Annotated in this window: 29 protein-coding genes; 14 read left to right on the top strand and 15 right to left on the bottom strand. The window is 68.3% G+C overall.

Annotated features, from left to right (window positions below; genetic code table 11):
- The first annotated feature begins 88 nt into the window (after positions 1 to 88).
- The 3 genes from AC2ITM_RS14040 (at position 89) to AC2ITM_RS14030 (ending at position 2,478) form a co-directional block, all read left to right on the top strand.
- Positions 89 to 613 carry an SRPBCC family protein gene (locus AC2ITM_RS14040; protein ID WP_486467252.1) on the top strand — a complete coding sequence of 175 codons (525 nt, stop codon included), beginning with the start codon at positions 89 to 91 and terminating at the stop codon, positions 611 to 613.
- A 177-nt stretch (positions 614 to 790) separates the two neighbouring features.
- Complete coding sequence (locus AC2ITM_RS14035) at positions 791 to 1,720, top strand: ABC transporter ATP-binding protein (RefSeq protein WP_486467251.1); 930 nt, start codon at positions 791 to 793, stop codon at positions 1,718 to 1,720.
- Complete coding sequence (locus AC2ITM_RS14030) at positions 1,717 to 2,478, top strand: ABC transporter permease (protein WP_486467250.1); 762 nt, start codon at positions 1,717 to 1,719, stop codon at positions 2,476 to 2,478. Before AC2ITM_RS14035 ends, AC2ITM_RS14030 begins: the two co-directional genes overlap by 4 nt.
- 165 nt (positions 2,479 to 2,643) lie before the next feature.
- On the opposite strand, the gene uvrC is transcribed toward AC2ITM_RS14030, so the two are convergent.
- From uvrC to AC2ITM_RS14005, 5 genes are all read right to left on the bottom strand, one after another.
- On the bottom strand, positions 2,644 to 4,527 hold the full coding sequence (gene uvrC / locus AC2ITM_RS14025) for an excinuclease ABC subunit UvrC (protein ID WP_486467249.1): 1,884 nt from the start codon (positions 4,525 to 4,527) through the stop codon (positions 2,644 to 2,646).
- Between the two features lie 389 nt (positions 4,528 to 4,916).
- Positions 4,917 to 5,708, bottom strand: a complete 792-nt coding sequence (locus tag AC2ITM_RS14020) for an SDR family oxidoreductase (RefSeq protein ID WP_486467248.1) — start codon at positions 5,706 to 5,708, stop codon at positions 4,917 to 4,919.
- A gap of 10 nt (positions 5,709 to 5,718) precedes the next feature.
- A complete protein-coding gene (locus tag AC2ITM_RS14015) occupies positions 5,719 to 6,672 on the bottom strand; it encodes a calcium/sodium antiporter (protein ID WP_486467247.1) in 954 nt (317 codons plus the stop codon).
- A 6-nt stretch (positions 6,673 to 6,678) separates the two neighbouring features.
- Positions 6,679 to 6,858: a hypothetical protein gene (locus AC2ITM_RS14010; protein WP_486467246.1), complete on the bottom strand. Its 180-nt coding sequence runs from the start codon at positions 6,856 to 6,858 to the stop codon at positions 6,679 to 6,681.
- A 1-nt stretch (position 6,859) separates the two neighbouring features.
- Positions 6,860 to 7,657 carry a S49 family peptidase gene (locus AC2ITM_RS14005; protein ID WP_486467245.1) on the bottom strand — a complete coding sequence of 266 codons (798 nt, stop codon included), beginning with the start codon at positions 7,655 to 7,657 and terminating at the stop codon, positions 6,860 to 6,862.
- 250 nt (positions 7,658 to 7,907) lie between these two features.
- Here AC2ITM_RS14005 and pgsA point away from each other — a divergent pair, with 250 nt between their 5' ends.
- From pgsA to AC2ITM_RS13990, 3 genes are read left to right on the top strand one after another with little or no spacing between them, the layout of a single operon-like run.
- The gene (pgsA, locus tag AC2ITM_RS14000; protein ID WP_486467244.1) at positions 7,908 to 8,570 is read left to right on the top strand and encodes a CDP-diacylglycerol--glycerol-3-phosphate 3-phosphatidyltransferase; all 663 of its coding nucleotides are present in this window, start codon (positions 7,908 to 7,910) and stop codon (positions 8,568 to 8,570) included.
- Positions 8,570 to 8,815 (top strand): molybdopterin converting factor subunit 1, encoded by a 246-nt coding sequence (gene moaD / locus AC2ITM_RS13995; RefSeq protein ID WP_486467243.1) that lies wholly within the window; start codon positions 8,570 to 8,572, stop codon positions 8,813 to 8,815. The genes pgsA and moaD overlap by 1 nt, the downstream gene beginning before the upstream one ends.
- A gap of 3 nt (positions 8,816 to 8,818) precedes the next feature.
- On the top strand, positions 8,819 to 9,271 hold the full coding sequence (locus AC2ITM_RS13990) for a molybdenum cofactor biosynthesis protein MoaE (RefSeq protein ID WP_486467242.1): 453 nt from the start codon (positions 8,819 to 8,821) through the stop codon (positions 9,269 to 9,271).
- A gap of 119 nt (positions 9,272 to 9,390) precedes the next feature.
- On the opposite strand, the gene AC2ITM_RS13985 is transcribed toward AC2ITM_RS13990, so the two are convergent.
- The 3 genes from AC2ITM_RS13985 to ubiA are packed head-to-tail and all read right to left on the bottom strand — an operon-like array spanning position 9,391 to position 12,789.
- Positions 9,391 to 9,720 (bottom strand): hypothetical protein, encoded by a 330-nt coding sequence (locus AC2ITM_RS13985; protein WP_486467241.1) that lies wholly within the window; start codon positions 9,718 to 9,720, stop codon positions 9,391 to 9,393.
- Positions 9,721 to 9,753: 33 nt separating this feature from the next.
- Positions 9,754 to 11,751 carry an OmpA family protein gene (locus tag AC2ITM_RS13980; RefSeq protein ID WP_486467240.1) on the bottom strand — a complete coding sequence of 666 codons (1,998 nt, stop codon included), beginning with the start codon at positions 11,749 to 11,751 and terminating at the stop codon, positions 9,754 to 9,756.
- 60 nt (positions 11,752 to 11,811) lie between these two features.
- Positions 11,812 to 12,789, bottom strand: a complete 978-nt coding sequence (gene ubiA, locus AC2ITM_RS13975) for a 4-hydroxybenzoate octaprenyltransferase (RefSeq protein WP_486467239.1) — start codon at positions 12,787 to 12,789, stop codon at positions 11,812 to 11,814.
- 11 nt (positions 12,790 to 12,800) lie between these two features.
- On the opposite strand from ubiA, the gene AC2ITM_RS13970 reads away from it, so the two are divergent.
- The 4 genes from AC2ITM_RS13970 (at position 12,801) to AC2ITM_RS13955 (ending at position 16,373) form a co-directional block, all read left to right on the top strand.
- On the top strand, positions 12,801 to 13,535 hold the full coding sequence (locus AC2ITM_RS13970; RefSeq protein WP_486467238.1) for a 16S rRNA (uracil(1498)-N(3))-methyltransferase: 735 nt from the start codon (positions 12,801 to 12,803) through the stop codon (positions 13,533 to 13,535).
- 10 nt (positions 13,536 to 13,545) lie between these two features.
- On the top strand, positions 13,546 to 14,409 hold the full coding sequence (locus tag AC2ITM_RS13965) for a GNAT family N-acetyltransferase (RefSeq protein ID WP_486467237.1): 864 nt from the start codon (positions 13,546 to 13,548) through the stop codon (positions 14,407 to 14,409).
- Positions 14,406 to 14,924 (top strand): hypothetical protein, encoded by a 519-nt coding sequence (locus AC2ITM_RS13960; protein WP_486467236.1) that lies wholly within the window; start codon positions 14,406 to 14,408, stop codon positions 14,922 to 14,924. Before AC2ITM_RS13965 ends, AC2ITM_RS13960 begins: the two co-directional genes overlap by 4 nt.
- A 78-nt stretch (positions 14,925 to 15,002) precedes the next feature.
- On the top strand, positions 15,003 to 16,373 hold the full coding sequence (locus AC2ITM_RS13955) for a glutamate--cysteine ligase (protein WP_486467235.1): 1,371 nt from the start codon (positions 15,003 to 15,005) through the stop codon (positions 16,371 to 16,373).
- Positions 16,374 to 16,436: 63 nt separating this feature from the next.
- On the opposite strand, the gene AC2ITM_RS13950 is transcribed toward AC2ITM_RS13955, so the two are convergent.
- The 5 genes from AC2ITM_RS13950 to AC2ITM_RS13930 form a co-directional block, all read right to left on the bottom strand.
- The gene (locus AC2ITM_RS13950; protein WP_486467234.1) at positions 16,437 to 16,817 is read right to left on the bottom strand and encodes a DUF805 domain-containing protein; all 381 of its coding nucleotides are present in this window, start codon (positions 16,815 to 16,817) and stop codon (positions 16,437 to 16,439) included.
- Positions 16,818 to 16,835: 18 nt separating this feature from the next.
- A complete protein-coding gene (gene plsY, locus AC2ITM_RS13945; protein ID WP_486469440.1) occupies positions 16,836 to 17,444 on the bottom strand; it encodes a glycerol-3-phosphate 1-O-acyltransferase PlsY in 609 nt (202 codons plus the stop codon).
- Positions 17,444 to 18,727 (bottom strand): dihydroorotase, encoded by a 1,284-nt coding sequence (gene pyrC, locus AC2ITM_RS13940; protein ID WP_486467233.1) that lies wholly within the window; start codon positions 18,725 to 18,727, stop codon positions 17,444 to 17,446. The genes plsY and pyrC overlap by 1 nt, the downstream gene beginning before the upstream one ends.
- Positions 18,728 to 18,807: 80 nt before the next feature.
- Complete coding sequence (locus AC2ITM_RS13935) at positions 18,808 to 19,410, bottom strand: hypothetical protein (RefSeq protein WP_486467232.1); 603 nt, start codon at positions 19,408 to 19,410, stop codon at positions 18,808 to 18,810.
- Positions 19,411 to 19,467: 57 nt separating this feature from the next.
- Positions 19,468 to 20,412: an aspartate carbamoyltransferase catalytic subunit gene (locus tag AC2ITM_RS13930; RefSeq protein ID WP_486467231.1), complete on the bottom strand. Its 945-nt coding sequence runs from the start codon at positions 20,410 to 20,412 to the stop codon at positions 19,468 to 19,470.
- 104 nt (positions 20,413 to 20,516) lie between these two features.
- On the opposite strand from AC2ITM_RS13930, the gene AC2ITM_RS13925 reads away from it, so the two are divergent.
- Genes AC2ITM_RS13925 through moaB form a run of 3 tightly spaced genes read left to right on the top strand, consistent with a single transcriptional unit; the run spans position 20,517 to position 22,442 of the window.
- A complete protein-coding gene (locus tag AC2ITM_RS13925) occupies positions 20,517 to 21,296 on the top strand; it encodes a uracil-DNA glycosylase (protein WP_486467230.1) in 780 nt (259 codons plus the stop codon).
- Positions 21,296 to 21,895, top strand: a complete 600-nt coding sequence (locus tag AC2ITM_RS13920; RefSeq protein ID WP_486467229.1) for a LysE family translocator — start codon at positions 21,296 to 21,298, stop codon at positions 21,893 to 21,895. Before AC2ITM_RS13925 ends, AC2ITM_RS13920 begins: the two co-directional genes overlap by 1 nt.
- A 4-nt stretch (positions 21,896 to 21,899) precedes the next feature.
- On the top strand, positions 21,900 to 22,442 hold the full coding sequence (gene moaB, locus AC2ITM_RS13915; protein ID WP_486467228.1) for a molybdenum cofactor biosynthesis protein B: 543 nt from the start codon (positions 21,900 to 21,902) through the stop codon (positions 22,440 to 22,442).
- Positions 22,443 to 22,698: 256 nt separating this feature from the next.
- Here moaB and AC2ITM_RS13910 read toward each other — a convergent pair whose 3' ends face one another.
- Positions 22,699 to 23,529, bottom strand: a complete 831-nt coding sequence (locus AC2ITM_RS13910) for a protein-disulfide reductase DsbD domain-containing protein (RefSeq protein ID WP_486467227.1) — start codon at positions 23,527 to 23,529, stop codon at positions 22,699 to 22,701.
- Positions 23,530 to 23,725: 196 nt separating this feature from the next.
- On the opposite strand from AC2ITM_RS13910, the gene AC2ITM_RS13905 reads away from it, so the two are divergent.
- Positions 23,726 to 24,292 carry a YqgE/AlgH family protein gene (locus AC2ITM_RS13905; RefSeq protein WP_486467226.1) on the top strand — a complete coding sequence of 189 codons (567 nt, stop codon included), beginning with the start codon at positions 23,726 to 23,728 and terminating at the stop codon, positions 24,290 to 24,292.
- Positions 24,293 to 24,593: 301 nt separating this feature from the next.
- Here the strand turns inward: AC2ITM_RS13905 and AC2ITM_RS13900 are convergent, their stop codons facing one another.
- Positions 24,594 to 25,574 carry an L-threonylcarbamoyladenylate synthase gene (locus AC2ITM_RS13900; protein ID WP_486467225.1) on the bottom strand — a complete coding sequence of 327 codons (981 nt, stop codon included), beginning with the start codon at positions 25,572 to 25,574 and terminating at the stop codon, positions 24,594 to 24,596.
- Positions 25,575 to 25,633: the final 59 nt, after the last annotated feature.

Genomic DNA, 25,633 nt, shown 5'->3' with positions numbered 1-25,633 from the left:
AGGTGTCGCGGGGCAGCCTTTGCACGCGGTGCTTGGCGGACGGGCAGGGCTGCACTAGCCTGCGGGTATCAACAGGAAAGGACTCGCCATGGAGATGAGCGACAGCCGGATCATCCGCGCCGATCGCGCCACGGTCTTCGCCGCCCTGCTGTCGCCCGAGGTCCTGAAGGACTGCGTTCCGGGCGCCGAGGAGGTCACCGGCACCCCGCAGGACGGGTTCGAAGCGACCGTCGTGCAGAAGGTCGGCCCGGTGAAGGCGACGTTCAAGGGGGGCGTCACGGTGTCGGACCTGCAGCCGGACACGGCGCTGACGCTGAGCGGCGAAGGCAAGGGAGGGGCTGCGGGCTTTGCCAAGGGATCGGCGAAGGTGCGGCTGGAGGATCACGCCGAGGGCACGCAGATCTTCTACGAGGTCGAGGCCCGCGTCGGCGGCAAGCTGGCGCAGCTGGGCAGCCGGATCATCGACGGTTTCGCGAAAAAGATGGCGGACCAATTCTTTGCCCGCCTGCAGGAGGGCCTTGAGGACCCGCCCGAGGACACCCCCGAAGACCCGCCCGGCGGCGATACCGATCCACCCGAACGCAGGGGCTGGCTGAAGCGCCTGCGCGGCTGATCCGCCCCTGTCTGCCGCCGTTGCGCAGGCCTGTCCATTGCCCCGCCCGCAGGGCAGACGGCGCCGTTGTGTGAAATCCCACAGTTCCCCCCGGGCCATTCTGGCATATGTCCGGTGTCTGACCGGCGCCGCCTGCCCGTGTGGCGCGTTTTCCGAATTATCCTCAGGGGAGAGCCGATGGCACCGATCCTCCAGGTGAAAGACCTGCGCAAGACCTACGAGGGCGGCTTCGAGGCCCTCAAGGGCATCAATCTGGACATTGAGGAAGGCGAGATCCTCGCGCTGCTGGGGCCGAACGGCGCCGGCAAGACGACGCTGATCTCGACCCTCTGCGGCATCACCCGGCCCACATCGGGGACGGCGACGGTGGCGGGGCACGACATCCGCACCGACTACCGCCGCGCCCGCGACCTGATCGGCCTGGTCCCGCAGGAGATCAACCTTGAACCCTTCTCTTACGTGGGGATGAACTTGCATTTCTCGCGTGGGCTGTTCGGCAAGCCGCGCGATACGGCGCTGGTCGATGGCCTGCTGAAGCGCTTCTCGCTCTACGACAAGCGCCGCAACCGGGTGCGCGAGCTGTCGGGCGGCATGAAGCGGCGGGTGCTGATCGCCAAGGCGCTGGCGCATGAACCGCGGGTGCTGTTCCTGGATGAACCCACTGCGGGCGTCGACGTGGCGCTGCGCAAGGACATGTGGGATGCGGTGGCCCAGCTGAAGAAAGAGGGCGTCACGATCATCCTGACGACCCACTACATCGAAGAGGCCGAGGCCATGGCCGACCGCGTCGCGGTGATCCGCAAGGGCGAGATCCTGATGGTCGAGCCCACCGCCGACCTGATGCGCCGTTTCGGCCGCAAGGCGCTGACGATCGAGCTGCGCGAGCGTCTGGCCGCGATCCCCGCTGCGCTGACCGACTGGGACCTGAGCCTGGCGCCCGACGGGCTGTCGCTGACCTACAGCTACGACACCCGCGCCGAGCGCACCGGCATCGCCGGTCTGATGCGCGCCATCCAGGAGGCGGGCATCGTTCTGAAGGACATCTCGACCTCGCAAAGCTCGCTGGAAGAGATCTTCGTGGACCTGGTGTCGGAGGGCAAGGCATGAACCTGCTGGCCATCAAGGCGATCTACATGAACGAGATGTCGCGGTTCTTCCGCACCATCCTGCAAAGCTTCGTCTCGCCCGTCATCTCGACCTCGCTCTACTTCGTGGTCTTCGGCGCCGCCATCGGCTCGCGCATCGACCAGGTCGAAGGTGTGCCCTACGGCGCCTTCATCGTGCCGGGGCTGGTCATGCTGTCGGTGATCATGCAGTCGATCTCGAACGCGAGCTTCGGCATCTATTTCCCGAAATTCACCGGCACCTTCTTCGAGATCCTCTCGGCCCCGGTGAACTTCCTGGAGGTGCTTCTGGGCTTCGTGGGGGCGGCGGCGACCAAGGCCCTGTTCATCGGGCTGGTGATCCTGGGGACGGCCTCGCTTTTCGTGCACATCACCATAGCGCATCCGCTGGCCATGGTGGCCTTCCTGCTGCTGACCTGCCTGTCGTTCGCGCTTTTGGGGTTCATCATCGGCATCTGGGCGAAGAATTTCGAGCAGCTGCAGCTGGTGCCGCTGCTGGTGGTGACGCCGCTGGTGTTCCTTGGGGGCTCGTTCTACTCGACCTCGATGCTGCCGGAGTTCTGGCAGAAGGTGACGCTGTTCAACCCGGTGCTCTACCTGATCTCGGGCTTCCGCTGGGCCTTCTTCGAGACCTCGGACGTGCCGGTGGGGATTTCGCTGTTCGCGGTCTTCGTCTTCCTGTGCATCTGCATCGCGGTCATCTGGCGGATCTTCCAGACCGGCTGGCGCCTGCGGGACTGAGACCGGGCAGGGGGCGCTGCCCCCGTCCGCCTGCGGCGGCCTCCCCCGAGGTATTTCGGAACAAGAAAATGAGGGCAGGGCGCGGCCGGGGGATCCGGGCGCGCCCTTTCGGTTTCATCTTTCCACAAATATGCATGTCGGGCGGCTGCGGGCAGGCGCGCGGGTTCAGCCCTGGGCGTGGAAGTGGTCGTAGATGGTTTCGGCCATGCTGTCCGAGATGCCCTCGACCGCCTTCAGATCCGCGAGGTTGGCGCGGCTGACGGCCTTGGCCGAGCCGAAGTGCTGCAGCAGCGCGCGCTTGCGGGTGGCGCCGACGCCGGGGATGTCGTCGAGCGGGTTGGCCATGTTGGATTTCGCGCGCTTGGCCCGGTGGGTGCCGATGGCGAAGCGGTGGGCCTCGTCGCGCATCCGCTGGATGAAGTAGAGCACCGGGTCGTTCATGCGCAGCGCGAAGGGCGGCTTGCCGGGCTTGTGGAATTCCTCCTTGCCGTGGTCGCGGTCGATGCCCTTGGCGACGCCCACCATCGGCAGGTCCGGCACGCCCATCTCGTCGAGGATCTCCTGCACGGCCGAGACCTGGCCCGCGCCGCCGTCGATCAGCAGCAGGTCCGGCCAGAGGCCCTTTTCACGCTCGGGGTCTTCTTTTTGCAGGCGTTTCAGGCGGCGGGTCAGGACCTCTTTCATCATGCCGAAGTCATCGCCCGGCACCAGGTCCTCGCCGCGGATGTTGAACTTGCGGTACTGCGATTTCAGGAAGCCCTCGGGGCCCGCCACGATCATCCCGCCCACCGCATCGGTGCCCTGGATATGCGAGTTGTCGTAGACCTCGATCCGTTGCGGGGGGGCGTCGAGGCCGAAGGCATCGGCCACGCCCTGCAGCAGTTTCGCCTGGGTGGCGCTTTCCGACATCTTGCGGCCAAGGCTTTCCTTGGCGTTGCGGGCCGCACCCGCGATCAGCTCGGCCTTCTCGCCCTTCAGGGGAACCAGCAGGGCGACCTTGCGGCCGGCCTTTTCCGACAGGGCCTGTTCCATCAGGTCGGCGTTCTCGATCGGGTGCGACAGCAGGATCTGGCGGGGTGGCTCCTTGCCGTCGTAGAATTGGCCCAGGAAGGCCTCCAGGACCTCGGCCTCGTCGACATCGGGGCCGGTGCGGGGATAGAAATCCTGGTTGCCCCAGTTCTGATGCGCGCGGATGAAGAAGACCTGCACGCAGGCCTGCCCCCCTTCGAGGTGCAGCGCCACGACATCGGCCTCGGCGGTGGCGCGGGGGTTGATGCCCTGGGCGGTCTGCACCTGGGTCAGCGCGCGGATCCGGTCGCGCAGGGCGGCGGCGCGCTCGAACTCCATCTCGTCCGAGGCCTTCTGCATCTCTTCGGCCAGCTTTTCCTGCACATCGGTCGACCGGCCCTGCAGGAAGCGTTCCGCATCCGCCACCGAGGCGGCGTAATCGGCTTCCGAGATATGGCCCACGCAGGGCGCCGAGCAGCGCTTGATCTGGAAGAGCAGGCAGGGGCGCGTGCGCCCGGTGAACATCGCATCCGAGCAATTGCGCAGCAGGAAGACCTTCTGCAGCTGGTTCAGCGTCCGGTTCACCGCCCCGGCGCTGGCGAAGGGGCCGTAATAGGCGCCCTTGGCCTTCCGGGCGCCGCGGTGCTTGCGGATCTGCGGAAAGGCATGGTCCTTGGCGACGACGATCTCGGGAAAGCTCTTGTCGTCGCGCAGCAGCACGTTGAACTTTGGTTTCAGCTGCTTGATCAGGTTCTGTTCCAGCAGCAGGGCCTCGGTCTCGGTCCTGGTGGTCAGGAACATCATCGACCGGGTTTCCGAGATCATCCGCGCGATGCGGTGCGAATGCCCCGAGGGCCGCGCATAGTTCGACACCCGGGCCTTCAGGTTGCGCGCCTTGCCGACGTAGAGGACCCGGCTGTCGCCATCCAGCATCCGGTACACTCCCGGAGAGCCGTCCAGCAGCGCCAGGTAGGACTGGATCAGCCGGTGGCCGGTCAGCGGTGTGTCGGAGGGCGGGGTCGCGTCTTGCATGTCAGCCATGGGGTGGGGTCTCGATTCTCTGCTGTGGCTGCAAAATGTATCCGGTGGCGGCAAGGGCAAAGGTTTCCCCGGTCTGTGTGGATAACTGTGGGGATACCATTTTGACATCGTGAAAAAACCGTTGTTTCATGGCCCTTTCCTTGACATGCCCTAATTTTAGGCACTTTTTTAAGCCGTTGAAAGCGAACGGAAAAAAGTTATACGGATGGCAAAACACTGGAATCGTTAGAGTTTTGGTAACATCCATGAAACAGCCAGATGACAGGTGTAAAACTTCCCCTAGGACTCCTTCCGCTGCGTCTTTCCGGGCGCCCCTACGGTAGCTGCGGTGCCACGAAAGGCGAAGGGCCGCGGTGCTGCCGCGGCCCTGTCCGATTCGCCCGCGCGGGTTATTCGACCCCCAGCACGTCCGGGGTTTTCCAGGCCAGGTGCTGGCCACCGTCGGTGCACAGAAGCTGCCCGGTGACGCCATGGGCGCCCAGGAAGTAGCGCAGCGCCCCCACGATGTCCTCGGGGTTCGAACCGCGCTCCAGCACGGTGTTGATGCGCTGGTCCTTGAAATGGCGGGGGCTTTGGCGGGCGCCCTGCAGGGTGGGGCCGGGGCCGATGGCATTGACCCGCACCTTCGGCGCCAGCGCGCGCGCCGCCGTCTGGGTGAAGGCCCACAGCGCCATCTTCGAGATCGTGTAGCTGGTGAATTCGGGCGTCAGCTTGCGCACCCGCTGGTCCAGCAGCTGGATCACCAGCGCCTGGGCACGGGGTTCGTCCATGGCGTCGATCAGCGGCGCCGGGGCCTGGGCACCGAACATCTGGGTCAGCAGCACGGGCGCGCGCAGGTTGGCCTCCATGTGCAGGTCCCAGCTGGCGCGGCTCATGCTGTCGATATTGTCGTATTCGAAGGCCGAGGCATTGTTGACCAGGCAGGTCAGCGGCCCGCCGAGCGCCTCTGCGGCGCGCGGCACCAGGGTGGCGACCTCGGCCTCCTGGGTCAGGTCGGCCTGCAGGGTGACGGCCTGGCGGCCCATGGCGCGGATCTGCTCCGCGACCTCTTCCGCCGCCGCGGCCGAGCCGTTGTAGTGGATGGCCAGGTCGTGGCCGTCCTCGGCCAGGGCCAGGGCCATCGCCCGGCCCAGACGTTTCGCGCCACCGGTGACCAGCGCCTTGCGGGGGGTCTGGGTCATCAGGATCCTCCTAGGTCAGAATGATACCGGCATAGAGCACGTAGAGCGCCGTCAGCACAGCCCCCCAGAGGCGGGAAATATCCTTTTTCATCAGCACGAAGGGAACCAGCAACAGCGCCGAGGCCGCCATCACCCACAGGTCGAACCGCAGGAAGGCCGGATCCACCGCGACCTTGCCGAAGACCGAGGTGATGCCGAGGATCGCCAGCAGGTTGAACATATTCGAGCCGATCACGTTGCCAAGTGCCACATCCGCCTGCCGGCGCAGCGCCGCCATCACCGTGGTGGCCAGTTCCGGCAGCGAGGTGCCGATGGCGACCAGCGTCAGCCCGATGACGGCCTCGCTGATGCCGAAGGTGCGGGCGATGTCCGAGGCGCCATCGACCAGCAGGTTCGCCCCCACCGGCAGCCCGACCAGCCCCAGCACCAGGCAGATCGCGATCTTCCACATCGGCTGCGGGCCGCCTTCGGTCAGCTCTTCCAGTTCGGGGTCGGGGGAGGCGTGGCCGTCGCGGCGATGGGCCAGGGCCTCGCGCGCCTGGTCGATCAGCACCAGCGCCAGCACGGCCAGCATGATCAGCCCGGACCACAGGTCGAAGGTGCCGCGGAAGGCCAGCGCGATGGTCAGCGCGGTGGCGCCCAGCATCACCCAGTAGGACTTGCGCGTGTCATGGGCGCTGGTGTTCAGCGCCGCCAGCATCGCGGGCAGCCCCAGCACCAGCAGCACGTTGGCGATGTTCGATCCGACCACGTTGCCAAGCGCCAGTGCCGCCTGGCCCTTGCCCACCGCCTCAAGCGAGACGATCAGCTCGGGCGCCGAGGTGCCGAAGGCCACGACGGTCAGGCTGACCAGCAGGGCGGGCACGCCCAGACGCAGGCTCAGCTGGCTGGCGCCGCGCACCAGCAGGTCGCCGGCCACCACCAGCAGGACCAGGCCGATCCCGCAGAAGATCCAGGGCATCATCGGGGCTTAATCCTTCTTGGTGCGGCAGGGGCAGGGGCCGGTGCCGATCAGGTAGCGCCCGCAGGAAGGGCATTTGGCGGGCTTGCGGCCCCGGCGGCCATTGCCGATGCCCAGCAGGTGCAGCTTGCCGAACATGGCCAGCACCCCCATGAACACCAGGAACAGCAGGACGATCTTCAGGACCACGTCAGAGGCCAAAACGGGCGTAGGCGGCCCGTTCCTCGATGGCGGCGATCCCGTCGTCGAGGGCCTTCGCGGTCAGCCGGCTCAGCAGGCCGCGCTTGCGCCCGTAGTCGCGGAAGCGGACCTTGGCGCCGAAGCGGGCCTGCATCTCGGGGACCAGATGGCCGATGCCGTCGATCAGGCCGGCCTCGACGGCGCGCGGCCCCAGGAAGATCTCTCCGGTGAACAGATCGGCGCCGTCGGTCAGGCGCTCGCCGCGGCGGCGCTTCACATGGGCGATGAAGGCCTGATGGATGTCCTCAAGGTGCACCTTCAGCCGCGCGACATCCTCTTCCTTCTCGGGGCGGAACGGGTCCAGCATGCTTTTCGAGCGCCCGGCGGTATAGACGCGGCGCTCGACGCCGTGGCGGGCCAGGAAGTCCGAGGCGCCGAACCCGGCCGAGATCACCCCGATCGAGCCCACGATCGAGCTCTCGTCGGCCAGGATCCGGTCGGCGGCGCAGGCCAGCCAGTAGCCGCCCGAGGCCGCGACATCCTCGACGAAGGCATAGACCGGCACCTTGCGCTCCTCGGCCAGCCGCCGGATCCGCGCCGCGATCAGCGAACTTTGCACCGGGGATCCCCCGGGCGAGTTGATCACCAGCGCCACCGCCGCGGGCTTGCCGCGCCGGAAGGCCTTTTCCAGGAGCGGCGCGAGGCCCGCGTCGCTCAGCTGTCCACGGGAGCCGGCGGCGATCAGACCGCTCAGCCGGATGACGGCGACCTGGGGGCCGCGCTTCTTGAAGGGATGCCACTTTGCCATGGCTTCGCATGTAGGCGCGGCCCCGGTGGCAGACAAGTGTGCCCGGTGGCGGATCATGGGGCCGGTGGCGGCCGGTGCGTGCATATTTTTGGAAAGATGAAAGAGCGCCCCGGATTTCATCTTTCCGACAAATATGCCCGCCGGAGGCATCGCGCCGGACGGCGCGATTTCCCGCTTCACCGGAAGGTGTGGGGGGCGGGCGCCGCAATGGCGCTTCCCCGTCGCGCCGAGGAAGGATAGGACAGGGGCCATGAGTCTGACCTTGCCCAATATCCTCACGATCCTGCGCCTGCTGGCCGCGCCCGGGATCGCCGTGTGTTACCTTGCCCTGCCGCGTCCCTTCGCTGACTGGTGCGCGCTGGTCCTGTTCATCGTCGCGTCGGCCACCGACTGGTTCGATGGCTATCTGGCGCGCAGCCTCGGTCAAATCAGCAAGCTCGGAACCATGCTGGACCCGATCGCCGACAAGGCCATGGTGATCATCGCGCTGGCAACGCTGGCGCATTATTCCTCGCTGGCTGACCAGATCATGCTGCCCGCGGCGCTGATCCTCTTCCGGGAGGTCTTCGTCTCCGGCCTCCGGGAATATCTGGGCGATACCGCGGGCCTGCTGAAGGTGACGAAGCTGGCGAAATGGAAAACCACTTTCCAGATGGTCGCCATTGCCGTGCTGCTCGCGCAGGGGATCGCGGAACAGCAGATGGGCATGCTGGTCTTCGGCCTTGAGAACGACCAGGTCCAGGACATCCTGTCGGGCACCGATCCGGACGGGCAAAACCTGCGCGGCCTCACGACTCTCACCGACTGGTCTACCTGGGCCGGCCTGGTGCTGACCTGGATCGCCGCCCTGCTGACGGTGATCACCGGGGCCGACTATTTCCTGAAGGCGCGCCCGCATCTGAGGGACAAGTGATGGACATCCTCTACTTCGCCTGGGTCCGGGAACGCATCGGCCTGCCGAAGGAGCGGATCGAGACCTCTGCAGCCACCGTCGCCCAGCTGGTCGATGAACTGCGCGCCCGCGAGGACCGCTACGCCGAGGCCTTCTCGGACCTGCGCGCGCTCCGGGTGGCGCTCGACCAGGAGCTGTCGGATTTCGACGCCCCGCTCGCCGGCGTGCGCGAGGTGGCGTTCTTCCCCCCCATGACCGGAGGCTGAGCCATGCATGACATCCGCGTCCAGAACGCCGCCTTCGATCCGGGGGCGGAACTCAACGCCTTCACCGCCGCGGTGCAGGCGGCGGGCGCGGTGGTCAGCTTCTCGGGGCTGGTGCGCGATCTGCCCGGGGCGGGCGGGCTGTCGCGGATGGTCATCGAGCATTATCCCGGCATGACCGAACGCGCTCTGGACAAGATCGCGGCCGAGGCCGCTGCGCGCTGGCCGCTGGAACGCGTGCTGATCCTGCACCGCTTCGGCCCCCTGCTGCCGCAGGAGCCGATCATGATGGTGGCGACCGCCTCGGCCCACCGCGCCGCCGCCTTCGAGGCCGCGGAATTCCTGATGGACTACCTAAAAAGCCGCGCCCCCTTCTGGAAGAAGGAGGAAACCCGCGATGGCACCGCCTGGGTGGCCGCCCGCGACGCGGACGAGGACGCACTGACCCGCTGGCAGTGACCGCCCCGGCGGGCGCATGCATATTTGGGGAAAGATGAAGGGCAGGGCGTGCCCGGTTCTTTCATCTGGCCATAAATACTCCCGCCGGAGGCCGCGCGCCCCGCAAGGGGCGCGTGTCTTCAGCCAGGCTTGTGGATCCGTTCGATATAGGCGCGCAGTTCCTCGGCTTCGTGGCGCGTCTCGCGCAGGCCTTCCATTGCGGCTTCCAGCTCGGCGGTGGTCTGCGACAGCTGGGTCGTCAGCTCGCGTTCGCGCTGCTCGAAATAGGTGATGGCCTGGTCGCGCATTTCCTCGGCCTCATGCAGTTCGTGGGCCATGCGCTCCAGCTCTCCCATGTCGGCGGTGGCGACGCGGGTGAAGCGGTGCAGCAGCCAGTAGGCGAACCACCCCAGAAGGAAGGCCACGAAGAGGATGATGGCGGTGGCGATGATGAATTCGGTCCGGTTCACGTCCGGGTCCCCCTGTAATGCTTCGTGCTGGCCTTAGTCCGTCGTCTCGTCGCCCGAACCCGCATCGCCGCCATCGGGCCCGTCGCCGGGGCCGTCGGGGATGTCGGTGGCGGGGGCTTCGGGGGCGCCGACGTCCGGTGCGGCCGTGCTGTCATCCGGCGCTGTCGCATCGTCCTGGGCCGCCGGAGCGACGGATGTTGCCGCGCTGTCGTCGGCGCTGTCCTTCAGCAGGCGGAACTCGATCCGGCGGTTGGCCTCGCGGCCCTCTTCGGTGCCGTTGTCGGCGATCGGGTCGGCATCGCCATAGCCCTTGGCCAGGAAGCTGCGGGTCAGCACCCGGCGGGTGCGCAGTTCCGTCAGCACCGATTGCGCGCGCTCCTGCGACAGTGCCAGGTTCATCTCGTCCCGGCCCTGGCTGTCGGTATAGCCGCCGATCTCGAGCGGCAGCCCGGGGCAGGTGCGCAGCAGTTTCGCCATCGCATCCAGCACCTTGCGGCTGTCGGCCGTCACCGTGGCCGAGCCCGGCTCGAAGTTGATCTTCTGGTCCTTCTGCATCCCCTGCAGCTGCGCCAGACATTCATCGGCCGAGGGCGCGGCGGCGGTCGGATCCAGGTCCTTCTTGTAGGTCACGTTGATCGAATAGCTGGCGCCGCGCGGCAGGCGCGCCCCGAACAGGCGGGCGATGTCGGCGCTGGCGGTCTGCGATCCGGTGTCGCCCTTGATGCGGATCGTGTCGGGGGTGACCTGGACCTGGCCGTTCGACAGATGCGACAGCGCGTCAAGCGCGCTCAGCACCCGTGTCGGCCAGAGCGCGGGCAGGCTGTCGTCAAGCCGCGCGGCCATGTAGACATGGGCGCTGCCGAAGCGCGCCTTGGCCAGGGCCTCGGCCGCATCGCGCATCAGCCCGTCGCTGACCCGGCCGCGCATCTGCACCAGCCCCTCCGGGGTCAGCGTGGCGGTAAAGTCGGGCGGCCCGGCCAGCGCTTTGGCGGCATCGGGGGCAGGCGGCAGCACCGCGTGCAGGGCGTAGACATCGGGCAGGTTGCTTTCCAGTTCGCCCACCACCTTGTCGTAGGTGGCCTGCGGGGTGCCTTCGGCCGCCACCAGGCTGATGTCGGCATCCGAGAACGACACGCTGCCGCCACCCAGGGTGCCCACGGCGCGGATCGCCATGGCGGCCGCGGTGCCCCAGTCGGAGGAGGGCACGCCCAGGCCGATGGTGCAGTCCGCCGCAGCCTTCAGCCCGGCGTCACGTGCCGCCGACAGGATGCGTGCCCGCGCGACCACCGTATCGGCGGAACAGGCATCGAACCGCGCCCCGGCGGCATCCTTGACAAAGCGCAGCGTGAAGGGGGCGATGATCGGCCGCGGCGCCGAGATCGCCAGCGTCAGCGTCATGTCCTCGGGGGCCTGATCCCGCAGCGAGGCCTCCAGCGCGTGTTTCTGCGCGGGGCTGTCGCTCATGGCGGTGATGGCCACGACATCGGCCTCGACCGAGATCTTGGCATTGGGCAGCCGCTCCAGCGCGCTCAGCGCGTAATCGAGGCTGGGGGCCCAGTCCTTGGGCACCGGATAGGCCGCGCTTTGCAGCAGGTCGTTGATGCTGTCGACGCCCGGGATCGCGCGCACCCGCTTCAGCAGGGCGGCGCGGTCGGTGGCGGCGGGGATCAGCCCGATCAGCGACAGATCGCCCCCGTTGCGCAGGATCTGCACCGAGAATTCCGGCGGCTGCAGGTCCTTGGTCGCCGGGTTCTGCATCTGGTCGATCACCCGCGAGGCATCGACGATCCGCGCGGCCACGGTGCGGGCCTGGAACCGCGATGCCTCGGAGGGGGCGGTGCCGGTCAGGATCACCTGCAGCCCGTCGGTCTGCACCCCCGCCCAGCCCAGCTGGGCCTGCTCAAGCGCAGTGTGCACATCGCGCAGCGAGGTCCGCTCGATCACGCGGGCGACGTAGCTGGCGGTGGCCACGCTTCCGGCGGCGGCGGCAATCAGGGTGCCAGAGAAGATGGCAAGGGACGTCAGGCGCATGGACTTCGGGGGTTGGGAAACAGTGGCCCCCGGTGTATCGGCGCCCGGCCCCCCTTGCAATCAGACCAGCAGGGCGACGGCGAAAAACGGCAAGGGCAGCAAACCGGCGTCACGGTTGGCGCGGAACAGCATCAGCAGCCCGCCCATGTCCTCGCTGTCGAAACGGCGCAGCTGCCACAGCAGGTGGCACAGCCAGGCGACGATCCCCAGCAGCGCCACGATGACCCGCGCGTGATCGCCGGACGGCGCCAGCGCCGCCAGCACCGACAGGCACAGCAGCACGAAGGCGATCAGCATGAAGCGGATCAGCCAGGCGCGGGTGCGCTCCATGAACAGGCGGGCGGTGGATTTGACGCCGATCAGCGCGTCGTCTTCCTTGTCCTGGTGGGCATAGATGGTGTCGTAGAAAAGCGTCCAGGAAATCCCTGCGACATACATCAGCACCGCCGGCAGCCCGAGGCTGCCGGTATGGGCGCACCAGGCCAGCAGGGCGCCCCAGTTGAACGCCAGCCCCAGGAAGACCTGCGGCCACCAGGTAAAGCGCTTGGCAAAGGGATAGACCGCGACCGGCACCAGCGACAGCACCCCCATGATCACCGCGGCGCGCGGGAAGCTGAGCAGGATCGCCAGCGACACCAGGCACTGGATCCCCATCCAGATCACCGCCCCCGTCACGCTGACCTGCCCCGAGGGGATCGGCCGCGAGCGCGTGCGTTCCACCTTGCCGTCAAAGTTGCGGTCGGTGATGTCGTTCCAGGTGCAGCCCGCGCCGCGCATCAGCACCGCGCCCAGGCCGCAGCCCACGAAGATCCACAGGTCCATCCAGCCGGCCCGCCCGTCGGAGGCCATCGCCAGCAGCAGCGCCCACCAGCAGGGCAGCAGCAGCAGCCAGGTGCCGATCGGGCGGTCGGCGCGCGACAGCCTCAGGTAGGGGCGGGTCCAGGCGGGGGCCGTGTGGTCGACCCAGTTGCCCTTGACCGCATCCGAGACCTGCCCCTGGGGCGATGCATCCTCTGGCATAGAGTTGATCTTGGACATATGTAGGCCTCATGGAAAATGCTGCAAAAGTCAGGCTCTGTGTAGAGCACCCTTTGGGTCAGGGGCAAACCGTTCCACTGGAGCGTGAGCAGGCGCATTACCTTTTCGGGGTGATGCGGCTGTCGGATGGTGACGCTGTGTCGCTTTTCAACGGCCGCGACGGCGAATGGCGGGCCGAGGTCAGCCAGGCGGGCAAGCGCGGCGGTGAACTGACCTGCGTGCGGCAGACCCGTCCGCAGGGGGCGCCGGCCGATGTCTGGCTGATGTTCGCGCCGATCAAGAAGGCCCGCACCGATTTCATCGTCGAGAAGGCCGCGGAAATGGGCGCCGCCCGCATCTGCCCGGTGCAGACCGAATTCACCAATGCCGAACGGATCCGCCGCGACCGGCTGCAGGCCCATGCCCTGGAGGCAGCCGAGCAATGCGGCAATACCTACGTGGCCGAGGTGGTCGAGCTGGAGCGCCTGGACCGGATGCTGGCAGACTGGCCCGAAGGCCGCCAGCTGATGTTCTGCGACGAGGCCCTGGCCGAGGACGAGACCCCCGCCGGGCTGACGAACGCGCCGAAAGGCCCCTGGGCGATCCTGATCGGCCCCGAGGGCGGCTTTTCCCAGGCCGAACGGGCCCGTCTGCGGGGCCTCGATTTCGCCTGGCCGGTGCAGCTTGGCCCCCGCATCCTGCGCGCCGATACGGCGGCGGTGGCGGCGCTGGCGCTGTGGCAGGCGGCGCTTGGGGACTGGTCATGACGGTCCGCCGATGATCCGCGCCGCCGCGCCGGAGGATGCGGACCGGATCGAGGCCTTCCTGGCCCGTCACCCCGAGACCTCGATGTTCCTGCGCGGCAATCTGGCATCGCAGGGTGTGGGGCTGACGGATCATCCCCATTCCACCGCCTTCTGGCTGTGGGAACCGGGCGGGCAGCTGCAGGGCGTTGTGGGCGCCACGCGCTCGGGCAATCTGATGCTGCAACTGCCGGGGGTCGACCCGCAGGCCTTCCCGGCCGCCGCCCGTGCCCTGCGCGGCCAGCGCATGAAATCCCTGACCGGCGAGGCCCGCCAGGCCGAGCTGCTGCTGAAGGCGCTTGGCCTGTGGTACAAGCTGCGCGTCAACGCGGTCGAACCGCTCTACCGGCTGGATCTGGCGGATCTGCCCGAGGGGCACGAACGGATGCGCACGCCGCGGCCTTCGGATCTGACGCTGCTGGCGGGCTGGTTCGGCGCCTATGAACGCGACACGAAACTGGCGCCTGCCGATGCCGAACAGGCGCGGTTCCAGGCCTTCCTGCGGGCCGAGGCCGCGGTCTCGGGCGCCAGCCCCGTGCGGCTTATGCTGGAGGGCGACCGCCCCGTCGCCATGGCGGCGCTGAATGCGCAGCTGGCCGACATGGTGCAGCTGGGCGGGGTCTACGTGCCGCAGGGGGCGCGCAATGCGGGTCTTGGCCGCCGCGTCGCCCGGGCCGTGCTGGCCGAGGCCCATGACCGCGGCGCCCGCACCGCGATCCTGTTTGCCAACAATGCCGCCGCCGCTCGCGCCTACGAGGCCCTTGGGTTCGTGCAGGTCGGCCGCTACCGCATCGCCATCCCCACCGACCCGCTGATCCTCGGAGAGGTCCCCGCATGATCCGTCCCGCCGCCGCCGCCGGTCTGAAACGCTGGTCCGAGGCCCTGGCGGGCCTGCTGGTGCTGGGGCTGGGGCTGTGGATGGTGCTGCAATTCTACGGGCTGCTGCACTGGTGCGGCTGGGCGGTGATGGCGGGCGGCGCGGCCCTGGGCTGGACCGGGATCCAGCGCGCCCGCTTTGCCGCAGGCGCGGGCGGCCCGGGGGTGGTGCGCGTGACCGAGGGCCAGATCGCCTATTTCGGCCCCTTCACCGGGGGGGCGGTGGCGCTGAGCGAACTGCACCGGCTGATGCTGGATGCGGCCGCCACGCCGCCCTGCTGGCGGCTGTCGCAATTTGGCCAGCCCGACCTGTGCATCCCCCTGGATGCGGCAGGCGCCGAGGCGCTTTTCGATGTCTTCGCCGCACTCCCGGGTCTGCGCACCGCGCGCTTGATCGAGGAGGTCCGGCAAACGGTGGCGGGCAATCGCGATGCACCGGTCCTGCTGTGGCAGAGATCCTCGCTGCGGCTGCATTGACACCCGGCCGTTTTCATCTCAGGACTTGTGCCCCGAAGCACCGAGCACGGCACGAGACCCAAGGCGGAGGCCCCCTAGATGTCCATTCCCCAATCCGGCGGCGGGCCGATCGAGCATCACGAGCAGATGGCCGAATACCTCGAGGCCGGCTGCAAGCCGCCCGAAGACTGGCGCATCGGCACCGAGCACGAGAAATTCGGCTTTCTGACCGACACGCTGGAGCCGCTGCCCTACGAGGGGACGCGCTCGATCCTGGCGGTGCTGGAAGGGCTGCGCGACGCCCATGGCTGGGCCCCCGTGGAAGAGGCCGGCAAGCTGATCGGCCTGACCAAGGACGGCGCCAACGTGTCGCTGGAACCGGGCGGCGCGCTGGAACTGTCGGGCGCACCGCTGGAAACCATCCACCAGACCTGCGACGAGGTGAACGAACACCTGCGCGAGGTGAAGGGCATTGCCGACAAGATCGGCGTGGGCTTCATCGGTCTGGGCGCGGCGCCCACCTGGCAGCACGACGAAATGCCGCTGATGCCCAAGGGCCGCTACAAGCTGATGGATGCCTATATGGGCCAGGTCGGCACCACCGGCACCACCATGATGCGCCGCACCTGCACGGTGCAGGTGAACCTCGATTTCGGGTCCGAATTCGACATGGTGAAAAAGCTGCGCGTGGCGCTGGCGCTGCAACCCGTCGCCACCGCGCTTTTCGCCAGCTCGCCCTTCTTCGAGGGCAAGCCCAACGGCATGAAAAGCTATCGTTCGGCGGTCTGGCGCAGCCTTGACGACGCGCGCACCGGGATGCTGCCCTTCGTCTTCGACGATGCCTTCGGGTTCGAAAGCTACGTGGACTATGCGCTCGATGTGCCGATGTATTTCGTCTATCGCGACGGCAAGTACATCAATGCGCTCGGCCAGTCGTTCCGTGATTTCCTGAAGGGTCAGCTGCCGGCGCTGCCGGGCGAAAAGCCGACGCTTTCGGACTGGGCGGACCACCTGACCACGATCTTCCCCGAGGCGCGGCTGAAGAAGTTCATCGAGATGCGCGGCGCCGATGGCGGCCCGTGGCGGCGGCTGTGCGCGCTGCCGGCGTTCTGGGTGGGGCTGATGTATGACGGCACGTCGCTGGATGCCGCCTGGGACCTGGCCAAGGGCTGGTCGGCCCAGCAGCGCGAGGCGCTGCGCGTCGCCGCCGGCACCGATGGCCTGCAGGCCAAGGTCGAGGGCATCGATATGCATGATCTGGCGCGCGAGGTCCTGGCGATCGCGGACGAGGGGCTGAAGCGCCGCGCCCGTCCCGGCGCCGGTGGCCTGATCCCCGACGAGACCCATTTCCTGAACGCGCTGAAGGAAAGCGTCGACACCGGCAAGGTCCTCTCGGACGAGCTGCTGGAGAAATACCACGGCGCCTGGGGTGGCGATCTGTCGAAGATCTTTGGCGAATACGCCTACTGAGACCTGACCTGGCGCACCAGCCCGGAGGCAGATGTGAAAAGGGGCCCCGCAGGGCCCCTTTCGTCATTCCAGATGGGCTTCGGGGGGCAGGGGGTCGGGGCCGAAGCGGTTCGGCCCCTCGGTGCCGCGCAGCATGTACATGATCTGCAGGAAGACAAAGCCCACTACCGGGAACAGATAGGCCAGCAGCCACCAGGCACGCATGTTGCGGTCATGCAGGCGGCGGGCGGCGACGGAAAGCCCCGGCAGCAGCAGCACCAGCCCAACGATCCCGGCGATCACGCCATGGGTGGTGCCGCCCAGCACGATGCCCTCGAACAGCGACAGCACGATGTCGAGGATCAGCACCATCAGCGTCCACCACCAGAACTCCGCGCGCCTCGCCCGCCCCGAGAAGGTGGCGTATTTGCTCCAGCAGGTGCGGATCGCTTCGGAAAAGGTCATGGTGGGTCCTTTCGGGCGTCAGCCCTTCTTGCCGATTTTCGGCTCTTCGCCCTTCAGCAGGCGGGCGATGTTGGCCTTGTGGCGGATGAAGATCAGCACCGCCAGCGCGATCGCCAGCAGGGTCATCTGCGGCTGGCCCAGGGCCCACAGCCACAGCGGCAGAACGGCCGCCGCAACCAGCGCCGCCAGCGAAGAGATGCGGAAGATCAGCGCCATCACCAGCCAGGTCGCGCAGGCCGCCAGCCCACCGGGGAAGAACAGCGCCAGCAGCGTGCCCAGATAGGTCGCGACGCCCTTGCCGCCCTTGAAGCGCAGCCAGACCGGAAAGCAGTGGCCCAGGAAGGCGGCAAAGCCCGCCACCTGCACCGCATCCTGACCGGCCAGCGCCATGGCGACCAGCACCGCGATGGCGCCCTTGCCGCTGTCGAGGATCAGCGTCAGGAAGGCTGCCAGCTTGTTGCCGGTGCGCAGCACGTTGGTCGCGCCGATGTTGCCCGACCCGATCTGGCGCAGATCCCCCAGCCCGAAGGCGCGGGTGATGACGATGCCGAAGGGGATCGAGCCCAGCAAATAGCCCAGGATCGCCGTGGCGATCAGAACGCCCGGGGCCGAGGTCAGCGCCGGGATCACGACAGCCCCCCAAAGACCTGGCGGCCGCCGACGAAGGTGGCCTTGACGCGGCCCTGCATCCGGGCGCTGTCAAAGGGCGTGTTCTTGGATTTCGACCGCATCTTGAAGCGGTCCAGCACGAAGGGCGCATCCGGGTCGAACAGCACCAGATCGGCCGGCGCGCCGACGGCCAGCCGCCCGCAGTCCAGCCCCAGCCGTTTCGCGGGGTTCAGCGACAGGGCGCGGAACAGCACCGGCAGGCTGAGGTCTCCGGCATGGACCAGCCGCATCGCGGCGGGCAGCAGGGTTTCCAGCGCCACCGCACCCGATGCTGCCTCTTCGAAGGGCAGGCGCTTGGATTCCTCGTCCTGCGGCGTGTGCATGGAACTGATGATGTCGATCAGCCCCGAGGCCACGGCCTCGACCACGGCCTGGCGGTCCTCTTCGGCGCGCAGCGGCGGCTTGACCTTGAAGAAGGTGCGATAGTCCGCGACGTCATATTCGTTCAGCGTCAGGTGGTGGATCGACACGCCCGCGGTCACGTCCAGCCCGTTTTGCTTGGCGCGTTCCAGCGCCGGCAGGGCCCGGGCGGTGGTCACCTGGTCAAAGTGGTACTTTACCCCGGTCATCTCGATCAGGGAAATGTCGCGGTCGATCCCCATGCGCTCGGCCATGGGGGATACGGCCGGCAGGCCGCGCAGCGTGGCGAATTTGCCCGAGGTGGCGCAGGCGCCCTTCGACAGGCTGGGTTCCTGGATATGGCCCAGCACCAGCGCGCCGCTGGATTTCGCATAGGTCAGCGCGCGGGTCAGCACCTTGGTGTCGGTGATCACCCGGTCGCAATCGGTGAAGGCCACGGCGCCCGCATCCAGCAGGAAGCCGATCTCGGTCATCTCGCGGCCATCGCGGCCCTTGGTCAGCGCGGCCATGTGCAGCACGTTGACGGCGCAGTCCTCTCGGGCGCGGCGCGAGACGAATTCCAGCGTCTCGGGATTGTCGATCGAAGGGTGGGTGTCGGGGCGCGTGACGATGGTCGTGACGCCGCCTGCCGCAGCCGAAGCGCCCGCGGTGCCGAAACTTTCCTTGTGGCGTTCGCCCGGTTCGCAGACCTTGACGCCGATGTCGACGATGCCCGGCGCCAGGCACAGGCCGCAGCCGTCGATCACCGTCTCGGCGGTGGTGCCGGACAGATCGCCCAAGGCGGCGATGCGCCCGTCGGGCCCGATCAGCAGGTCGCCCGCCGCCTCGGTCCCGGCTTCGGGATCGATCAGGCGAAGGTTGGTCAGAAGCGTGCTGGTCATCGGCGGGTCCCCGGCAGTCTCTCGTTCGGGGCAGCTATACGCCATGTGCCGGGCAGGGTGTAGGCGCGAATTGCGCGGTTTCACCGGATGGCGAGGATCACCCCCAGCCCCAGCAGCGCCGCCACCAGCAGCCCCGCCAGGATCGACAGCGGCAACCACAGCTTCGAGCGTGACGGATCGGTGATCAGCGGCGATCCCAGCAGCGGCATCGTGCCCCGCGCGCCGGGGCTGGGCAGCGGTGACAGGCCGATGGGCAGGCGGGGGGGCTCGTAACGGCCAATCCGCATCAGGCCGCGCGGCAGGGTCAGGGCGCGGGGGCTGCGATCCACCAGGCGGCCATGGATCAGTAGCACCGGGCCGGTCAGCGCATCAAGGGTATCCCGATCAGGAAAAACGTCTTCCTCGGCCATGCCCAGCCCTTCCAGCAGATAGCCGCTCAGGCCGATGCCGGTCAGGTCGGCAGGGTCGATCAGTTCGATCCGGTCAAGGGTCTCTTCCTCGCCCAGCCCCAGCAGGCCCGAGATCAGCCGCGCGGCCTCGCCCTTGGCTTCGGCGGCGCGGATGCGGGCGGTCAGGAAGGGCATCCCGGGATCGGCGGCCAGCACAAAGACCGCATCCCTGTCCGCCGGGGTCAGCGTCAGGCCGGGAAGATCGGAATCAGTGGGGCGAGTCGCATTTTCCATATAACGGAACGTAACCCAGCAAGGTTTCGTTCCGAAGATATTTCGCCGCGGCAGCGATTACGCCGCAGTGCGGCGCCGCTTCAGGTTGCGGGCCAGCAGGTCCATCGCGGCCATGCGCACGGCGACACCCATTTCCACCTGGTCCTGGATGACCGAACGGTTGATGTCGTCGGCAATGGTGCCGTCGATCTCGACGCCGCGGTTCATCGGGCCGGGGTGCATCACGATGGCATCGTCCTTGGCATGGGACAGCTTTTCCGCATCCAGGCCGTAACGGTGGTAATACTCGCGCTCGGAGGGGATGAAGCCGCCGTCCATCCGTTCCTTCTGCAGCCGCAGCATCATCACCACGTCGACATCCTTCAGGCCCTCGCGCATGTCGTCATAGACCTCGCAGCCCAGTTCCGCGAAGGCGCCGGGAACCAGCGTGGTGGGGCCGACCAGGCGGATGCGGTTTTCCATCTTGTGCAGCAGCAGCAGGTTCGAACGCGCCACACGGCTATGGGCGATATCGCCGCAGATGGCGATGTTGAGGCGGTGGAGGCGGCCCTTGGCCCGCCGGATGGTCAGCGCATCCAGCAGCGCCTGGGTCGGATGTTCATGCTTGCCGTCACCGGCGTTCAGCACGGCGCAATTGACCTTCTGGGACAGCATCTCGACGGCACCGGAATGCGGATGGCGCACCACCAGCAGGTCGGGATGCATGGCGTTGATCGTCATCGCCGTGTCGATCAGCGTCTCGCCCTTCTTGATCGAGGAGGCCTGCATCGACATGTTCATCACGTCGGCACCCAGCCGCCGCCCGGCCAGCTCAAAGCTGGACTGGGTGCGGGTCGAGTTCTCGAAGAACATGTTGACCTGGGTCAGGCCCTTCAGCGCATCGCCGTGCTTGTCGTGCGAGCGGTTCAGCGCGACGTAGTCGTCCGCGAGGTCCAGCACGGTGACGATCTCGTCCGGGGCAAGCTGTTCGATCCCCAGCAGGTGGGTCTGGCGAAAGGTCATGGTGGACTCCCCGGTTCGTGGATACGGGGCGCTTATAGGCCGCGGCGGGGGCGGGCGGCAAGGTGAGGCGTGCGCTTGGCCGCGCCCGGCGATAGGGTGGCGGCATGGAATCGGCTGAAGACTGGCATCTGGCCCGGGCGCTGCTGGAATGGCAGCTGGAAATGGGCGTGGACGAGTGCATCGGGGACACCCCGGTGGACCGTTTCGTCGTGGCCGAGGCGGCCGCGAAACCCCGCGCGCCGGTGATGCAGGCCCCCCCCGTCGTCCGCCACGAGCTGGACGCGGTCGAGGTGGCCCAGGCTGCCGCCCAGGCCGCCACCACCCTGCAAGAGCTGAACGCCGCCGTCGCCGCCTACGAGCATTGCGAACTGCGCCACGGTGCCCGCAACACCGTCTTCAGCGACGGGCTGCCGGGCGCGCGGGTGATGATCCTGGGCGAGGCTCCGGGGCGGGACGAGGATCTGCAGGGCCGTCCCTTCGTCGGCCGCGCCGGTCAGCTGCTGGACCGCATGTTCGAGGCCATCGGCCTGTCGCGCACCGCCCAGACGCCCGAAACCGCCTTCTACATCACCAATGTGATGCCCTGGCGGCCGCCGCAGAACCGCGATCCCAAGCCCGAGGAAATCGCCATGATGCTGCCCTTCGTGCAGCGTCACGTGGCGCTTGCGCGCCCCGAGCTGCTGATCCTGATGGGCAACATCTCGTGTCAGGCGGCGCTGAACAAGCGCGGCATCCTGAAGCTGCGCGGCCACTGGGCGCAGGCCTTCGGTCTGCCCGCCCTGCCGATGACCCACCCCGCCTACCTGCTGCGCCAGCCCCATGCCAAGCGCGAGGCCTGGGCCGATCTGCTGCAGATCCGCGCCCGCCTGCTGGGCCAGGACTGATGCCGGTCGATCTGGCCGTGCTGCTGACCTTCGTGCCGGCGGCGCTGGCGCTGAACCTGACGCCCGGGGCGGACATGATGTTCTGCATCGGTCAGGGGCTGCGGGCGGGCCGGGCGGCGGGCTGGCGGGCCAGCGCCGGGGTGGCCCTTGGCGGGATGATCCATGCCGTCGTGGCGGGTCTGGGGCTGGGGGCGCTGGTCGCGGCCCATCCACAGGCGCTGACGCTGATCCGCTGGCTGGGCGCGGGCTACCTGCTGTGGATGGCGGTGCAGATCCTGCGGGCGCAAGGCGCGGGGGCGGCCCCCGGCGCCGCGCGGCCGTTCCGCGACGGGCTGCTGGTGAACCTGACCAATCCCAAGGTGATCCTGTTCATCCTGGCCTTCGTGCCGCAATTCGTCGATCCCGCCCGGCCGCTGCTGGCGCAGTTCCTGTGCTTTGGCGCGGTCTTGTCGCTGGGCGGGCTGGTGGTGAACGGGCTGGCCGGATCCGTCGCGGGTGTGCTGCAGGCGCGCCGTCAGGGCGGGGTCTGGCTGCGGCGGCTCTCGGCTGCGATCTTTGCGGGGCTTGCCCTGCGCCTTCTCTTCCTGGAACGGAGCTGACCCCATGGCAATCCCGATGGCCGAACGTGCCTTTCTTCCCGTCCGCATCGCGGTGCTGACGGTTTCCGACACAAGGACGCTGGCCGATGACCGTTCAGGCGACACGCTGGTCGCGCGGATCGAGGGCGCCGGGCACCAGCTGGCGGCCCGCGCCATCCTGCCCGACGAACGCGCCCGGATCGCCGATCAGCTGCGCGTCTGGATCGCCGATCCGCAGATCGACGTGGTGATTTCCACCGGCGGCACCGGGCTGACCGGCCGCGACGTGACCGTCGAGGCGCATCGCGATGTCTATGAAAAGGAAATCGAGGCCTTCGCCACGGTCTTCACGATCGTCTCGATGCAGAAGATCGGCACCTCGGCGGTGCAAAGCCGCGCCACGGGGGGCGTCGCGGGGGGCACCTACCTGTTCGCCCTGCCGGGCAGCACCGGGGCCTGCAAGGATGCCTGGGACGAGATCCTGGTCAAGCAGCTGGACTATCGCCACGCGCCCTGCAATTTCGTCGAGATCCTGCCGCGCCTGGACGAGCATCTGCGCCGCAAGTGACCGGCGCAGAGGGCCTGCCACGCGGACCGGTCGGGGCCCTTCTCGGGACCTGAAAAGGGGCTGTGAAAGGCACAGGGTCGGGCCCGGACCGGGCCGGGAAAAACGCCGTAGCTGCAAGAACACCGGCCGGGAAACGCCGGGTCGGGCAGAGGGCAGCGCCAAAGACAGGTTCGGGAAGCAACAGTGGGGGCGGTCAGGGGCCGGGCCATGGGATCGGCCCTTCGGCCCGGCAACAGCCTGATCCCTGCCCAAGGGGTCAGGGCGCCGCGCAGCCTTCCACGTCGACCGCGTATTGCGATCCCAGCACGGTGATGCGCAGCCGCGAGCGGTCCAGCACCGCGCCGCCCGCATCGCCCGCCTGCAGCCGGGCGCTGGCCACCAGCACGTCGCCCTCGCGTTTCGTGGTGGCGTCCGAGACCGCGACATCGGGCAGGTTCGGCTCGAACACGGCGACCTCGGATCCCCCGGCCGAGGGCATGGTCAGCCGTGCCGTCAGCAGCGCGCCCGCGGGCTTGCCGTTGTCGGAGGCGGGCGTCAGCGTGCAGATGACGCTGGTCAGCTTGGCCTCGCGGGCGGAATAGGGGCGGCCCGCAAGGGCGGCGGCAATCGGCGGGTCGCGGTGGCCGGCCTCGGCGGGCAGGGTGGCGGTGACATGCACGTCCATCGGCACGCAGACGGCCTCGCAGATGCCAAGGTTGATCTCGCCCTGCAGGCGGACGGGGCGGCCGGGATCCACCGGCACGACCTCCAGCGGCAGGACGACGTGATCCTTGTACCCGATCGAGCGCAGCCCGTCCCAGTCGAAGACCACGGGCTTGGGCCAGACGATCTGCAGGCTTTTGACGTTGTCAGAGCCGGTCCAGTCGAACCGCGGCGGGATGCCGGCGCTGCCGGGGCTGCGCCAGTAGGTCTTCCAGCCATGCGCCAGCGTCAGTTCCAGCCCGGCGATATGTTCGCCGTTGTCCTGTCGCCAGCCGGGCAGGATCTGGGCGACCAGCATTTCCGCATAGGGATTGGCCGTCGCCGCCTGGGCAGCCCCGGCAGCGCAAAGACAGGCAAGAAAGAGGCGAGCAAGCAGCTTTTTCATCGCGAAAGAGATGCAGGCGAAAGGCTTAAAAGCCAATTCACAAAGCCTCGAACCGGCTGACACATTCGGCGAAATTGTCACGCGGGCCACATGGCGCCTTGTCAGAGGGGGCGGCAGACCTCACCTTGTTCCAAGGCGTTGCACTATGGGCCCGGACCACGCCGCCGGCGCCGCCCCTGATCGAAGGAGGGATATCGTGCAGGACGGACTTAACCTTACCGGTCAGATCCTGATCGCCATGCCGGGCATCATGGACAGCCGATTCGAGCAATCGGTGATCCTGATCTGCGCCCATGGCGATGACGGTGCGATGGGTCTGATGATCAACCGCCAGGCCGGAGAGGTGACGATTGGCGCGCTGTGCAACCAGCTGTCGATCGAGGTGCCGCGCAAGATGGCCGCGCGTGCCGTGCATTCCGGCGGCCCGGTCGAGCGCGAGCGCGGCTTCGTGCTGCATTCGTCGGAATACAAGGGGTCGGTCTCGACGCTGCCGATCTCGGACGGGCTGTCGATGACGGCGACGCTGGACATCCTGGAGGACATCGCCGAGGGGCGCGGCCCGGCGCAGTCGATGATGATGCTGGGCTATTGCGGCTGGGGCCCCGGGCAGCTGGAATCAGAGCTGGCCGAGAATGGCTGGCTGGTGGGCGAGGTCTCGCAAGAGCTGATCTTTGACCGCGAGAATGCCCGCAAGTGGGGCATGTCGATGACCGCGCAGGGGATCGACCCGCTGCTGTTGTCGCCCGCCGCCGGGCGCGCCTGAGAGGACCCCGCCGCCGGGCGCGCCTGAGAGGACCCCGCCGCCGGGCGCGCCTGAGAGGACCCCGCCGCCGGGCGCGCCTGAGAGGACCCCGCCGCCGGGCGCGCCTGAGAGGACCCCGCCGCCGGGCGCGCCTGAAGGGATGCCCGCCGCCGGGCGTGCATAGGCCTACCTGCCGCCGGGTCCGCATGGGGATGTCTTCCTGTCCGGTTCAGGCAAGCTGTCGGTTCGACCCGCCGTCGGGCGCGCCTGAGGGATGGCCGCCGCGGGCCAAGGGCCTGCCGGGCGCAAGGCGGCCGAACGGTCAGTCCCGGGGGGCCGCGGCGCGGCGCAGGCGGTCGTTGATCGCCAGGCCGATGCCGGTTTCCGGGATGGGCGAGACGGCGATGTGCGCCACATCCGCCGCATCCAGCGCATGCATCATCCGAAACAGGTTCGCCGCTGCCTCGGTCAGATCACCGGTGGGCGAGAGGTTCCAGTCGGTCTGCACCGCACCGAAGCCCAGCAGCACCTCGCCGGCTTCGGGCGCCCCGGCGTTCAGCCGCATCGTCCCCTTCGGCGCATAGTGAGAGGTCATCTGCCCGGGCGCCTCGATGCCGGTGGCGGTGTTGGTCAGTACCTCGATGCCGGTGGCGGCCAGGATGGCCTCGGCGGTCAGGCCACCGGGGCGCAGCAGCCGCACGCTGTTGTCGGCGCCGACCGCCAGGATGGTCGATTCCACCCCCACGCCACAGGGGCCATCATCCAGCACAGCCGCGATGCGGCCCGCAAGGCCCGCCATCACGTGATGGGCCTCGGTCGCGCTGATCCGCCCCGAGGGATTGGCCGAGGGCGCGGCCAGCGCGCCGCCGAAGTCCCGCAGCAGCTTGCGCGCGATCGGGTTGCCGGGCAGGCGCACCGCCAGCGTCGGCAGCCCCGCCGTGACCAGCGGCGACACCCGGGCGCCCGGCTTCATCGGCAGCACCAGCGTCATCGGACCGGGCCAGAAGGCGCCGGCCAGCACGCGTGCGGCGGGCGGCAGATCGACCAGGGTCTCGGCATATTCCATCTCGGCCACATGGGCGATCAGCGGGTTGAAGCTGGGCCGCCCCTTGGCCGCATAGATCGCCGCCACCGCCTGGTCTGATGCCGCATCACCCGCCAGCCCGTAGACCGTTTCCGTGGGCATCGCGACCAGCGCGCCTTCGCGCAGCAGCGCGGCCGCCCGGGCGATGCCTGCGTCGGTGGCGGGCAGCAGCTCGGTCGTCTGGGCCTTGCTCGTCTGGGGCTTGGGGGGCTGGGACATGGCGGGCTCCTGCGCTGTGACGCCGCGTTTTCCTGTGCGGGCGGGCAGGGCACGGCTAG

Source organism: Pseudooceanicola sp. NS-SX9, from assembly GCF_057380705.1.
Note: the sequence above shows the minus strand (reverse complement) of the source record. Positions and strands in the feature narration are given on the sequence as shown.

What these genes read in the sequence shown, in the direction of transcription:
- AC2ITM_RS13935 (WP_486467232.1), bottom strand. Translation starts at nt 19,410, where the DNA reads ATGGAAAATGCGACTCGCCCCACTGATTCCGATCTTCCCGGCCTGACG.
- pyrC (WP_486467233.1), bottom strand. Translation starts at nt 18,727, where the DNA reads ATGACCAGCACGCTTCTGACCAACCTTCGCCTGATCGATCCCGAAGCC.
- AC2ITM_RS13990 (WP_486467242.1), top strand. Translation starts at nt 8,819, where the DNA reads ATGCATGACATCCGCGTCCAGAACGCCGCCTTCGATCCGGGGGCGGAA.
- AC2ITM_RS14005 (WP_486467245.1), bottom strand. Translation starts at nt 7,657, where the DNA reads ATGGCAAAGTGGCATCCCTTCAAGAAGCGCGGCCCCCAGGTCGCCGTC.
- AC2ITM_RS13970 (WP_486467238.1), top strand. Translation starts at nt 12,801, where the DNA reads ATGGAAAATGCTGCAAAAGTCAGGCTCTGTGTAGAGCACCCTTTGGGT.
- AC2ITM_RS13980 (WP_486467240.1), bottom strand. Translation starts at nt 11,751, where the DNA reads ATGCGCCTGACGTCCCTTGCCATCTTCTCTGGCACCCTGATTGCCGCC.
- AC2ITM_RS13950 (WP_486467234.1), bottom strand. Translation starts at nt 16,817, where the DNA reads ATGACCTTTTCCGAAGCGATCCGCACCTGCTGGAGCAAATACGCCACC.
- AC2ITM_RS13955 (WP_486467235.1), top strand. Translation starts at nt 15,003, where the DNA reads ATGTCCATTCCCCAATCCGGCGGCGGGCCGATCGAGCATCACGAGCAG.
- pgsA (WP_486467244.1), top strand. Translation starts at nt 7,908, where the DNA reads ATGAGTCTGACCTTGCCCAATATCCTCACGATCCTGCGCCTGCTGGCC.
- AC2ITM_RS13925 (WP_486467230.1), top strand. Translation starts at nt 20,517, where the DNA reads ATGGAATCGGCTGAAGACTGGCATCTGGCCCGGGCGCTGCTGGAATGG.
- AC2ITM_RS13930 (WP_486467231.1), bottom strand. Translation starts at nt 20,412, where the DNA reads ATGACCTTTCGCCAGACCCACCTGCTGGGGATCGAACAGCTTGCCCCG.
- moaD (WP_486467243.1), top strand. Translation starts at nt 8,570, where the DNA reads ATGGACATCCTCTACTTCGCCTGGGTCCGGGAACGCATCGGCCTGCCG.
- moaB (WP_486467228.1), top strand. Translation starts at nt 21,900, where the DNA reads ATGGCAATCCCGATGGCCGAACGTGCCTTTCTTCCCGTCCGCATCGCG.
- AC2ITM_RS13920 (WP_486467229.1), top strand. Translation starts at nt 21,296, where the DNA reads ATGCCGGTCGATCTGGCCGTGCTGCTGACCTTCGTGCCGGCGGCGCTG.
- ubiA (WP_486467239.1), bottom strand. Translation starts at nt 12,789, where the DNA reads ATGTCCAAGATCAACTCTATGCCAGAGGATGCATCGCCCCAGGGGCAG.
- AC2ITM_RS14040 (WP_486467252.1), top strand. Translation starts at nt 89, where the DNA reads ATGGAGATGAGCGACAGCCGGATCATCCGCGCCGATCGCGCCACGGTC.
- AC2ITM_RS14030 (WP_486467250.1), top strand. Translation starts at nt 1,717, where the DNA reads ATGAACCTGCTGGCCATCAAGGCGATCTACATGAACGAGATGTCGCGG.
- AC2ITM_RS14020 (WP_486467248.1), bottom strand. Translation starts at nt 5,708, where the DNA reads ATGACCCAGACCCCCCGCAAGGCGCTGGTCACCGGTGGCGCGAAACGT.
- uvrC (WP_486467249.1), bottom strand. Translation starts at nt 4,527, where the DNA reads ATGGCTGACATGCAAGACGCGACCCCGCCCTCCGACACACCGCTGACC.
- AC2ITM_RS14015 (WP_486467247.1), bottom strand. Translation starts at nt 6,672, where the DNA reads ATGATGCCCTGGATCTTCTGCGGGATCGGCCTGGTCCTGCTGGTGGTG.
- AC2ITM_RS14035 (WP_486467251.1), top strand. Translation starts at nt 791, where the DNA reads ATGGCACCGATCCTCCAGGTGAAAGACCTGCGCAAGACCTACGAGGGC.
- AC2ITM_RS13960 (WP_486467236.1), top strand. Translation starts at nt 14,406, where the DNA reads ATGATCCGTCCCGCCGCCGCCGCCGGTCTGAAACGCTGGTCCGAGGCC.
- AC2ITM_RS13965 (WP_486467237.1), top strand. Translation starts at nt 13,546, where the DNA reads ATGATCCGCGCCGCCGCGCCGGAGGATGCGGACCGGATCGAGGCCTTC.
- AC2ITM_RS13910 (WP_486467227.1), bottom strand. Translation starts at nt 23,529, where the DNA reads ATGAAAAAGCTGCTTGCTCGCCTCTTTCTTGCCTGTCTTTGCGCTGCC.
- AC2ITM_RS13900 (WP_486467225.1), bottom strand. Translation starts at nt 25,574, where the DNA reads ATGTCCCAGCCCCCCAAGCCCCAGACGAGCAAGGCCCAGACGACCGAG.